The organism is Micrococcus sp. HG099 (genome assembly GCF_024723355.1).
In the GTDB taxonomy this organism is placed as follows: Bacteria; Actinomycetota; Actinomycetes; order Actinomycetales; family Micrococcaceae; genus Micrococcus; species Micrococcus endophyticus.
In genome coordinates, this window is the sequence record NZ_JANQCJ010000078.1 from 1 (window position 1) to 11,168 (window position 11,168).

The window sequence follows — 11,168 nt, forward strand, 5'->3', positions numbered from 1 at the left end:
GCGCAGGGCCGGCCCGGCCGCCAGCACCGCGTTGCCCAGCTCGAGCCGCTCGAGCATGTCCGCCGAGGCCAGCGTCCACGGCCCGGGGACGCCCGCCTCGGCGCACGCCGCCTCCAGCGCGCCCAGCTCGACGGCGAGGAAGCGCAGGCCGTCGTCGTCGCCGATGTTCACCAGCAGCGCCCCCGTGTCCGTCAGCAGGCCGAGCAGCTCGCCGTAGAACGCGGCGCCGCGCAGGTGCTCGGCCCCGTCCTCGCCGGTGCCGATGTCCAGGACGACGGCGTCGAACCGCTCCCCGTCCATGAGCAGGTCGACGGCGGCCAGGCGGGCGTCCGCCACCACCGAGTCCAGGTCCGTGCCGGCCGGCATCGGCAGCTCGGCGAGCACGAAGGACACCAGCTCGCGGTCCAGGTCCACGGCCGTCTGCGCCGAACCGGGCCGGGTGGCCTGCACGTAGCGCGGCAGCGTCAGCGCACCCGCGCCCAGGTGCAGGACCCGCACCGGCGCACCCGCCGGGGCGACGCCGTCGAGCACGTTCGCCACCCGCCGCAGATACTCGTACCGGATGGCCGTGGGCTCGGCCGGGTCCACGTGCGACTGCACCGCGCCGCCGATCTCCAGGACGAACCCGCCCAGCTCGTCGGGCAGGATCCGGGCGTCCTCCCCAGAGGCGGAGAGATGGACGGTGCGGCCGGAGGCGGGGTGCGCTGACATGGGTCCAGTGTGCCGGTCCCGGGTGGGAGACCATGGAGGCCATGAGCCCCGAGCCCGTCCGACCCCAGCGCGCCGATGCCCCGCGCCCCGGTGACCCCGCGCGCCCCGGCGCCGCCGGTCGCGGGGTGCTGTTCCTGCTGGCGATCGCCGCCGGCGCCACCATCCCCGTGCAGGCCCGGCTCAACGGCGGGCTCGCCGAGCGGGCCGGCGACCCGACGCTGGCCGCCGTCGCCTCCTTCACCGCCGGGCTCCTGCTCATCGCGGCGATCGCGCTGGCCACCCCGTGGGGGCGACGCTCCCTGACCGCGGTGCGGCCTGCGCTCGCGGACGGGCGGGTGCGGTGGTGGTACCTGCTCGCGGGCATGGTGGGCGGCTCGATGGTGCTGACCCAGGCCCTCACGGTGCGCGTGATCGGCGTGGCGGTGTTCACCGTGGCCGTGGTGGCCGGCCAGCTGATCGGCGGGATGACCGTGGACCGGCTCGGCCTCACGCCGGCCGGGGTGCGGACGCTGACGCCGCGGCGGATCGCCGGGGCCGTGCTCGCCCTGGCCTCCGTGGCGCTCGTGGTGGGCCCGCAGCTCGCGGACGCCCGGGGCGGGCCGCTGTGGCTGCTGGTCGCGCTGGCGCCGCTGGCCGTGGGCCTGGCCACGAGCGGGCAGCAGGCCCTGAACGCGCGGCAGGCCGCGGCCTACGGGAGCATCGTCCCGGTGACGCTGATCAACTTCGTGGCCGGCGCCTCCGCCCTGGCCGTGGTGCACCTGGCGGCCGTGGCGGTGCGCGGGGGCGGGGGAGTCCTGCCCGGTCCGGAGCACTGGTGGCTGTACCTGGGCGGCCCGCTCGGGTGCCTGTTCATCGCCGTCAGCGCCTACTTGGTGCCGCGGGTGGGCGCGTTCCTGGCCCTGCTCGGCCTGGTGTGCGGCAAGCTGCTGGGCTCGCTCGCGGTGGACGCCCTCGCCCCGGCCGGCGGGGCCGGCGTCACGGCGCTCACCCTCGTGGGCACCGCCGGCGCCCTGGCCGCGGCGGTGCTGGCGGCGGGCGGGTCGCGCCGGAGCGGGCCGCGCCCTCAGCTCAGTCGTTGAGGCGCTCCCCGCTCTCGGCGTGGAACAGGTGCACGCGCGCCGGGTCCGGCACCACGTGGACCACGGCGCCCTTCTCCGGGGCCGTGTAGCCGACGGTGCGCAGGGTGATCAGGCGCTCCTCGCCGCCGATCGTGGCGTGGCCGTACACGTAGGCGTCGGCACCGAGCTCCTCCACGGTGTCCACCTCCACGGCCAGACCTCCCCGGTCCGTGATCTCCAGGTTCTCCGGGCGGACGCCCAGGTCCACGCTCTGCCCGACGTCGGCCAGCGTCGCCCGGTCCACGGTGATCACGCTCTCGCCCCAGTGCACGCCGTCGGCGGTCACCGGCATGCGGAAGATGTTCATCGCGGGGGAGCCGATGAACCCGGCCACGAACACGTTGACGGGCTTCTCGTAGAGGCTGCGGGGGGTGTCCACCTGCTGGAGGGTGCCGTCCTTGAGCACCGCCACGCGGTCGCCCATGGTCATGGCCTCGGTCTGGTCGTGGGTCACGTACACGGTGGTGGTGCCCAGGCGCCGCGTGAGTTGGGCGATCTGCGCGCGGGTCTGCACGCGCAGCTTGGCGTCCAGGTTGGACAGCGGCTCGTCCATGAGGAAGACCTGCGGGTTCCGCACGATCGACCGGCCCATGGCCACGCGCTGGCGCTGGCCGCCGGAGAGCGCCTTGGGCTTGCGGTCCAGGTACTCCGTCAGGTCCAGCAGCTTCGCGGCGTCCTCCACCCGGCGCCGGCGCTCGTCTGCGGGGACGCCAGCGATCTTGAGGGCGAAGCCCATGTTGTCCGCCACGGTCATGTGGGGGTAGAGCGCGTAGTTCTGGAACACCATCGCGATGTCCCGGTCCTTGGGGTCCACGTCCGTGACGTCCCGGTCCCCGATGTGGATGCTCCCGGAGGAGAGCTCCTCGAGGCCGGCGAGCATGCGCAGGGAGGTGGACTTGCCGCAGCCGGAGGGGCCCACGAGCACGAGGAACTCGCCGTCGGCGATCTCCAGGTCCAGGCGGTCCACGGCGGGGCGCGGGGCGTTGGGGTACTGACGGGTGGCGGAGCGGAAGCTCACGGAGGCCATGGGGGTGTCCTTTCACGGGCAGGCACGTGCCCGACGATCCGAGGTGAAGGGAGGGGGGTGGATGGGGGACGACGACGGCGAGGCCGGCGCCGGCGCGCCGCTCACGGCGGCGCGGTGCTCGCCCGGGGTCGCAGGGCCAGGTGGTGGAGGATGCGGGGCGGGTGGGGGGTGCCGTCGAGGGCGCCGAGCGCGAGGCGCACGGCGCGGCGGCCCTGGTCCACGGGGGTCTGGTCCACGGTGCTGATCCCGAGCCGGGCCGCGTCCGGGTGGCCGTCCAGGCCCATCACGGACACGTCCTCGGGGACGCGCAGGCCCAGGGACTGCGCGGCCATGAGGGTGCCCATGGCCATCTCGTCGGAGATGCAGAGCACGGCGGTGGGCCGGCGCTCCGGGTCCGCGAGCAGGGCGCGGGCGCGGTGGTAGGCGTCGCCCATCGTGAAGTCGGCGGGCAGCATCCAGTCGGTCGGCGTCCGCAGGCCCGCCGCGGCGAGGGCGTCCAGGAAGCCGCGGGTGCGTTCGGTGCTGACCTGGAACTCGATGTCGTCCGCCACGCGCCCCATGTAGGCGATCTCCCGGTGCCCCAGCTCGATCAGGTGCCCGGTGGCCATGCGGGCCGCCCGCGAGTCGTCCACCTGGACCGCCGTGAACCACTCCGGGAGCGCCTCGCCGGAGGGCAGGCGGCCGCCCACCGCGACGACGGGCTGGCCCAGCCGCGCCAGGCCGTCGAGCTCGAACGGGCTGAGCCGGAAGGAGAGGGTGACGAGGGCGTCCAGGCGGCGGCGGGGCAGCAGGTCGGTCAGGACGGCCGAGCGGCGGTCGTGGTCCTGGCCCACGTCGTAGAGCGTGAGGTCGTAGCGGCGGCGGACGAGCTCGTCCGCCGCGCCCTCCAGGACGGCGGCAAAGAACCAGCGGTGGACGGAGGGGGTCACGAGGCCGATGTTCCGGGTCCGGCCGGAGGCCAGCGAGGAGGCCGCGGCATCGGGCACGTAGCCGAGGGCGGCCACGGCCTTGTGGACGCGGGTGCGCGTGGACGGCGCCACCGGGCCGGAGCCCGTCAGGGCGCGGGAGGCGGTGGCCGCCGAGACACCCGCCATGCGGGCGACGTCCTTGATGCCGACCATGCGGCGGGTCCTCCTCTCCGGAGCGGGACGGTGTGTTGTGGGTCACCGTGCTGGGGTCACCCTACGCCACGCCCAGGGGCGCGATGGAATCGCTTCCATGCGCGCGGCCGGGCGGCGAGGCGGGGCCGAACCCCCCGAATCCGCGCCGTTCCGCGGGGCATCCCGCGTGTGTGGAAAATCACAGTGGAAGCGCTTACACTACCGAGTGCTGTACCCCTCCCCACCGGAACGGGACGGGCGCCCGGGTCTCGGACGCGGTCCCGCCGGGCCCGGCCGGCTTCGGCGCGGGCCCCTCGTACCGTGAAAGGCACATCATGACGTCCACCACCCCTCGCGCCGCCCTGCGTCGCCCCCTCGGCCTGACGCTGACCGCCGCGTTCTCCGCCCTCGCGCTCACCGCGTGCGGTGGCGGCGGGACCGCCGCCTCCTCGAGCCCCGCCGCGGGCGGGTCCGCGTCGAGCTCCGCCGCGGGCGGCTCGGACCAAGGCGCCGCGTCGTCGTCCTCCGCCGGCCAGGACCTCACCGAGGCCGGGGCCGCCACCATCACCATGTGGGTGGACCAGAATCGCCAGAAGCCGCTGGAGTCCGTGGTGGAGGACTTCAAGGAGGACACCGGGATCACCGTGGAGCTGGTGGTCAAGGACAACTCGAAGATGAAGGACGACTTCATCACGCAGACCCCCACCGGCGAGGGCCCGGACGTGATCGTGGGCGCCCACGACTGGATCGGCTCGCTCGTGCAGAACGGCACCATCGCGCCGCTCGAGCTCGGGGACACCGCGGACGAGTTCTCGGAGACCTCCGTCCAGGCCGTGACCTACGAGGGCCAGACCTGGGGCGTGCCCTACTCGGTGGAGAACGTGGCCATCCTGCGCAACACCGCGCTGGCCGAGGAGACCCCCGCCTCCTTCGACGAGATGATCGCCGAGGGCCAGAAGGCCGTGGACGCCGGCGAGGCGGACTACCCGTTCGTGGTGGGCCTGGACCCCGTGAACGGCGATCCGTACCACCTGTACCCGTTCCAGACCTCCATGGGCGCCCCGGTGTTCGAGCAGCAGGAGGACGGCTCCTACGACGTCGGCTCCCTCGCCATGGGCGGCGCCGAGGGCCAGGCCTTCGCCGAGAAGCTCGCCGAGTACGGCGAGTCCGGCGTGCTGAACCCGAACATGACCGGGGACATCGCCAAGGAGCAGTTCAACGCGGGCAAGGCGGCCTACTTCATCACCGGCCCGTGGAACGTGGACGGGGCCGAGGAGGCCGGCGTCGACTTCGCGGTGGAGGAGATCCCGTCGATGGGCGACCAGCCCGCGCAGCCGTTCGTGGGCGTCAACGCGTTCTTCGTCTCCGCCGAGTCCGAGAACCAGCTGGCCGCCAACGAGTTCGTGGTCAACTACCTCTCCACCGAGGAGGTCCAGGACGCGCTGTACGCCGAGGGCAAGCGCCCGCCGGCTCTGACCGCCTCCTTCGAGAAGGCCGCCGTGGACGAGACCGTCAAGGCGTTCGGCGAGATCGGCGAGGACGGCGTGCCCATGCCGGCGGCCCCGGAGATGGGCGCCGTGTTCGAGTTCTGGGGCGGTGCCGAGATGAGCATCATCAAGGGCGAGGGCGACCCCGCCCAGACCTGGGACAAGATGATCTCGGACATCGAGGGCCGCATCGGCCAGTGAGCCGTCCGGGCCGCCGTCGTCGGTGGGGCAGGTCCCCTCGACGACGGCGGCCGCACCCCGCGCCCCGACGGGCGCACGCCACTTCCACTGCAGGCCTGAAGGCCGGATGAGGGACCATGAGCACGTCTTCCACCACGTCGGCCCGCCCCGACGCCGCACACGAGGACCCGGCGGACGCCGGACGCCGCGGCCTGCGGGGCCGACGCGCGGACCGCGGCCCGGACGGCACGGCGGGCACGCTCGTCAAGATCGCCCTGCTGGGTCTCGTCGACGCGTTCGCGGCGTTCGTGCTGTTCCAGCTCGCCGCCGCCGGCGACTGGGTGGTGTTCGCCGTGACCCTCGCGGTCACCCTCCTGATCAACTGGATCTACCTGCGGCGCGGCGGGCTGCCCGCCAAGTACCTGGCGCCGGGCGTGTTCTTCCTCGTCCTGTTCCAGGTGTTCGTGGTGGTCTACTCCTCCTACATCGCCTTCACCAACTACGGGGCCGGGCACAACTCGGACAAGCCCGCGGCGATCGAGATCATCCAGCGCTCCTCCTCCATCCGGGTCCCGGACTCGCCCGCGTACCCCGTCTCCGTGCTGGAGCAGGGCGGGGACCTGCACCTGCTGACGGTGCGGGACGGCCAGGCCGTGCTCGGCGGGGCGGACGAGCCCCTCGCGCCCGTCGAGGCGCAGATGGACGGCGCGGAGGCCGTGGCCGTGGACGGCTACACCACCCTGAGGTTCGGCGACCTCCTCTCGCGGCAGGACCAGGTCACGCAGCTCAAGGTGCCGCTCAGCGACGACCCCGCGGACGGCACCCTGGAGACCCGGGACGGCTCGCGCGCCTACGTGTACTCGCCCCGGCTGGAGTACGACGAGGCGCAGGACACCTTCACCGACCTCGAGAGCGGCGTGGTCTACCGGGACAACGGCGAGGGCCGGTTCCAGGCGGACGACGGCAGCACCCTGCAGACCGGCTGGCGGGTGTTCGTGGGCGTGGACAACTTCGCCAAGGCCTTCACGGACCCCAGCCTGCGGGACCCGCTGCTGCGGGTGCTGGTGTGGACCTTCGCCTTCGCGTTCCTCAGCGTGGCCACCACCTTCGCCCTGGGGCTGCTGCTGGCCATCGCGTTCAACCGCGCGGACATGCGGGGCAAGAACGTGTACCGGGTCCTGATGATCCTGCCGTACGCCTTCCCCGCGTTCCTCTCCGGCCTGGTGTGGGCGGGCCTGCTCAACCCGGAGTTCGGCTTCGTCAACAACGTGTTCTTCGGCGGGGCGGACATCCCGTGGCTCACGGACCCGTGGCTCGCCCGGTTCTCCGTGATCGTGGTCAACCTGTGGCTCGGCTTCCCGTACATGTTCCTCGTGACCACGGGCGCCCTCCAGTCCCTGCCGGAGGACGTGGACGAGGCCGCGCGCATGGACGGCGCTGGCCCCTGGCGGATCTTCCGCTCCATCAAGCTGCCGCTGCTGCTGGTCTCCGTGGCGCCGCTGCTGATCTCGTCCTTCGCGTTCAACTTCAACAACTTCAACATCATCTACATGCTGACCGGCGGCGGGCCCCGGTTCGCGGACGCCGCCACGAACATCGGCGCCACGGACCTGCTGATCACGGTGGTCTACAAGACGGCGTTCAGCGGCGTGGGCCGCGACTACGGCCTGGCCTCCGCCCTGTCCATCGTGATCTTCCTGATCGTGGCCACCATCTCGGCCATCAGCTTCCGGCAGACCAAGGCGCTCGAGGAGATCGACTCGTGAGCATCCCCCAGGACCCCTCCGCCCGCGCGCCGCAGGGCCCGGCCGCCCCGGCCGCCGCGTCGCCCCTGGCCGCCGCCCTCGCCCAGCAGGAGACCGACCCCCTGCGCTGGGAGGACGGCGCGCCCCCGCCGCGGCGCCGCCGCCCCTTCGGGCGCTGGCTGCGGGAGCTGGGCTGGCGCCACGTGGTGGGCGTGCTGGCCAGCGCCTTCGCGCTGTTCCCCCTGCTCTACGTGCTCTCCGCGTCCCTGGACCCCACGGGCACCATGGCGAGCTCGAACAGCCTGTTCAGCTCGTTCAGCGGTCAGAACTACGTGGACCTGTTCTCGGACCCCAGCCGGCCCTACGGCCGCTGGTTCGTGAACACCATGGTGATCGGCCTGGTGACCTCGTTCTCCACCGTGTTCCTGGGCGCCCTGGCCGCCTACGCGTTCTCCCGGATGCGCTTCACCGGCCGCCGCGTGGGCCTGCTGACACTGCTGCTGGTGCAGATGTTCCCGCAGCTGCTGGCGGTGGTGGCGATCTTCCTGCTGCTGACCTACATCGGCGACCTCGTGCCGGTGCTGGGGATCGGCTCGCAGCTGGGCCTGATCCTCGTGTACCTGGGCGGGGCCCTGGGCGTGAACACGTACCTGATGTACGGGTTCTTCAACACGGTGCCCGCGTCCCTCGACGAGGCCGCGAAGCTGGACGGCGCCTCCCACGTGCAGATCTTCTTCTCCATCATCCTGCGCCTCGTCACGCCCATCCTGGCCGTGGTGGGCCTGCTCTCCTTCATCAGCACCGTCTCGGAGTTCGTGATCGCCTCGGTGGTGCTCACGGACCCGGCCGCCCAGACCCTGGCCGTGGGCCTCTACGGCTACGTGTCCGAGACCCGCTCGGAGAACTGGGGCGTCTTCGCCGCCGGCGCCGTGCTGGCCGCACTGCCCGTGATGGCCCTGTTCCTTTTCCTGCAGCGGTACATCGTCTCCGGGCTCACCGCCGGCGGCGTGAAGGGCTGAGCCCGACCGCCACCGCGTCGCTCCGGGGTCGCACCGCGTCGCTGCGGGGGTCGCGTCATTCCGGCGCCGCCCCCGCTTAACGTGTCCGCTGGATTCCTACTGTGAGGACCGTGAGCACTCCATGAGCGCTCCGCTTCCCCTCGCCGGGCGCGTCAACCGGATGCGCCCCCTCACCGAAGGAGTTCGCCATGCCGCGTCCTCGTCGTGTACGTCCCCTCCTCGTCCTCACGGCCGGGCTCGCCTCCGCGGCGCTGCTGGCCGGCTGCTCCGCCGGATCTGCGGAGCAGGAGCCGTCCGCCGCCTCCAGCGCCGGTGCGGCATCGTCCTCGTCCACGGCGTCCGCGCCGACCAGCCCCGCGCCGTCGAGGGCGGCCGCATCGTCGTCTCAGGCGGCCCGCGCCTCCGCGTCCGAGGCGTCCGAGGCCAGCCGCTCGGCCGCCGCGTCCCGGGAGGCCAGGGAGTCCGCCGAGGCGAAGGCCTCCCGGGAGGCCGAGGCCAGCGCCGAAGCGGAGGCCGAGGAGGCGGCTGCTGCGGAGGCCGCAGCCGCAGCGGAGGCCGAGGAGGAGGCCGCCGCAGAGGCGGCCGAGGCCGAGGCGGAAGAGGAGGCTGCAGCCGCGGCGGAAGCCGAGGAGGAGACCGAGGCGTCTGCGATGGGCGGCTCCACGGCCGGTCAGTCGCAGGCCGCCCGCCGGGCCCAGTCCTACCTCGAGTTCTCGCCGTTCTCCCGGGCGGGCCTGATCGACCAGCTGGAGTACGAGGAGTTCTCGAACGCGGACGCGACGGCGGCCGTGGACAGCCTGGACATCGACTACGCGGCACAGGCCGTGCGCCAGGCCGAGAACTACCTCGAGTTCGCGGCGTTCTCCCGGTCGGGCCTGATCGACCAGCTGGAGTACGAGGGCTACTCGAACGCTCACGCGACCGCGGCCGTCGACGGGCTGGACATCGACTACGACGAGCAGGCCGCGAAGCAGGCGCAGTCCTACCTCGACCTCACCGGGTTCTCGCGCTCCGGCCTCATCGACCAGCTGATGTACGAGGGCTACACCGCCTCGCAGGCGGAGGCGGGCGTGGACGCCGTCGGGCTCTGAGCCCGGCCACCACCGGGTCGCTCCGGGGGCCGCGTCCATCCGGCGCGGCCCCCGGGCCTCCCGGTCCGGCGCACCCAGACCTACCCTGGCCGCATGGACACCGCCGACCTGCCCGACCTGCCCGCCCCCGAGGACCGCACGGCCACCGCGAGCCGCAGGGTCGAGGCGCCGGCCGGTGTCGTCTTCGAGCTGATCGCGGACCCGTCCCGCCAGCCGGAATGGGACGGCAACGACAACCTCGCCCAGTCAGAGGCGGGCCAGCGCGTCACCGCGGTGGGCGACGTGTTCGTGACGACCCTGCGCAAGGGCGTGGACCGGGCCAACCACGTGGTGGAGTTCGAGGAGGGCCGCCGCATCGCCTGGAAGCCCGCCGAGGTCGGGGGCGAGCCGTTCGGCCAGCTCTGGCGCTGGCAGGTGGAGGGCGACGACGGCGGCGGCTGCCGCGTCGCCCACACCTACGAGTGGGCGCAGCTCACCGACCCGCAGCGCATCCGGCGCGCGCTGCGCACCGGCCCCGAGCAGCTGCGGGCCTCGATCGACCGGCTGGCCGCGCTCGCCGAGGCCGAGGCGCGCGAGGCCTGACGGCCCCGGCCGCCTGTCCTCAGGCTCAGGTCCCCAGACTCAGACCGCCGGCTGGGCCCCGCCCCGTCAGGGCAGGGCGAGCCGGAAGACCTTCTTCCACGCCGAGCCGACCTGCTTGAGCAGCGGGCCCGTGGTGTACGGCAGGCCGTAGCGGGCGCAGATCTCGCGGACCTTCGGCGCCACCTCGGCGTACCGGTTGGAGGGCAGGTCCGGGAACAGGTGGTGCTCCACCTGGTGGGAGAGGTTGCCCGTCATGAAGTGCATGAGCTTCGAGCCGGAGATGTTGGCGGAGCCAATCATCTGGCGCACGTACCAGTCGCCGCGGGTCTCCCCGTCCACCATCTCTTCGGAGAACGTCTCCGCGCCCTCGGGGAAGTGGCCGCAGAAGATCACGGAGTGCGCCCAGATGTTGCGCAGCCCGTTGGCGAGCAGCCCGGCCACCAGCGCCGCCTTGCCCGAGCCCGTGAGGAACTCGGCCACGGCCGGGGTGGCCACGTAGTCCTTCGCGAACTGGCGCGAGGCCTTCACGCCCACCGAGCGCAGGTCCGTCATCAGCTCCTCGCGGGACTTCTCGCCGGCGCGCACGCGGTCCAGCTCGAGGTCGTAGAGCGCGATGCCCCACTCGAAGATCGGCGCCAACCCCGCATTGATCACGGGGTTGAGCAGGTGGCGGGGCCGCCACGGCTCGGACTCGTCCATGCGCAGGACGTTGTAGCCCACGTCGCGGTCCTTGCCCACCACGTTGGTCCAGCGGTGGTGCAGGTCGTTGTGGGTGTTCTGCCATGCCCGCGACGGCGTCACGAAGTCCCACTCCCACGTGGTGGAGTGGATGTCCGGGTCGCGCATCCAGTCCCACTGGCCGTGGAGCACGTTGTGCCCGATCTCCATGTTCTCCACGATCTTCGCGACCGTGAGCATGGCTGTTCCCGCCACGAACGCGGCGGGGTGGCGTGCGTTGAGCAGGAGGGCGCGGCCGCCGAGCTCGAGCACCTCGACGAGGTTCTGGAGGGCGTGCAGCTCGTGGTGGACGAGCGCGAGCGCGTGGCCGCCGCCCTGGCCGAGGCCGGCTGGGACGTGCCCGCCTCCCAGGCCAACTTCGTGTGGCTGC

General features: G+C 72.9%; 10 protein-coding genes. 6 read left to right on the top strand and 4 right to left on the bottom strand.

Features of this window, described 5'->3' with window-relative positions:
• A partial coding sequence (locus NWP10_RS07840; protein ID WP_258300468.1) for a spermidine synthase occupies window positions 1–711 on the bottom strand: 711 nt, incomplete at its 3' end.
• 41 nt (window positions 712–752) lie between these two features.
• Here NWP10_RS07840 and NWP10_RS07845 point away from each other — a divergent pair.
• Window positions 753–1,790, top strand: a complete 1,038-nt coding sequence (locus NWP10_RS07845; RefSeq protein ID WP_258300469.1) for a DMT family transporter — start codon at window positions 753–755, stop codon at window positions 1,788–1,790.
• Here the strand turns inward: NWP10_RS07845 and NWP10_RS07850 are convergent.
• Both NWP10_RS07850 and NWP10_RS07855 read right to left on the bottom strand, forming a co-directional pair.
• The gene (locus NWP10_RS07850; RefSeq protein ID WP_017488044.1) at window positions 1,780–2,856 is read right to left on the bottom strand and encodes an ABC transporter ATP-binding protein; all 1,077 of its coding nucleotides are present in this window, start codon (window positions 2,854–2,856) and stop codon (window positions 1,780–1,782) included. The two genes, NWP10_RS07845 and NWP10_RS07850, sit on opposite strands and share 11 nt — an antisense overlap.
• Window positions 2,857–2,957: 101 nt before the next feature.
• Window positions 2,958–3,977 carry a LacI family DNA-binding transcriptional regulator gene (locus tag NWP10_RS07855; protein ID WP_258300470.1) on the bottom strand — a complete coding sequence of 340 codons (1,020 nt, stop codon included), beginning with the start codon at window positions 3,975–3,977 and terminating at the stop codon, window positions 2,958–2,960.
• Between the two features lie 314 nt (window positions 3,978–4,291).
• Between NWP10_RS07855 and NWP10_RS07860 the strand changes: the two genes are divergently transcribed.
• The 5 genes from NWP10_RS07860 to NWP10_RS07880 all read left to right on the top strand — a co-directional run bounded on the left by NWP10_RS07860 (window position 4,292) and on the right by NWP10_RS07880 (window position 10,060).
• On the top strand, window positions 4,292–5,644 hold the full coding sequence (locus NWP10_RS07860) for a maltose ABC transporter substrate-binding protein (RefSeq protein WP_258300472.1): 1,353 nt from the start codon (window positions 4,292–4,294) through the stop codon (window positions 5,642–5,644).
• A 116-nt stretch (window positions 5,645–5,760) separates the two neighbouring features.
• Window positions 5,761–7,389, top strand: coding sequence for an ABC transporter permease subunit (locus tag NWP10_RS07865; protein ID WP_017488046.1), 1,629 nt, complete (start codon window positions 5,761–5,763; stop codon window positions 7,387–7,389).
• A 101-nt stretch (window positions 7,390–7,490) separates the two neighbouring features.
• Window positions 7,491–8,387 (top strand): sugar ABC transporter permease, encoded by an 897-nt coding sequence (locus NWP10_RS07870; protein ID WP_026106905.1) that lies wholly within the window; start codon window positions 7,491–7,493, stop codon window positions 8,385–8,387.
• A 188-nt stretch (window positions 8,388–8,575) separates the two neighbouring features.
• On the top strand, window positions 8,576–9,478 hold the full coding sequence (locus tag NWP10_RS07875) for an Ltp family lipoprotein (RefSeq protein ID WP_258300474.1): 903 nt from the start codon (window positions 8,576–8,578) through the stop codon (window positions 9,476–9,478).
• A gap of 93 nt (window positions 9,479–9,571) precedes the next feature.
• Entirely contained in the window at window positions 9,572–10,060 is a 489-nt protein-coding gene (locus NWP10_RS07880; RefSeq protein WP_258300475.1) for an SRPBCC family protein, read from the top strand.
• Between the two features lie 66 nt (window positions 10,061–10,126).
• Here the strand turns inward: NWP10_RS07880 and NWP10_RS07885 are convergent.
• Window positions 10,127–11,168, bottom strand: a 1,042-nt coding sequence (locus NWP10_RS07885; protein ID WP_375162471.1) for a fatty acid desaturase family protein, incomplete at its 5' end; no start/stop codon positions are given.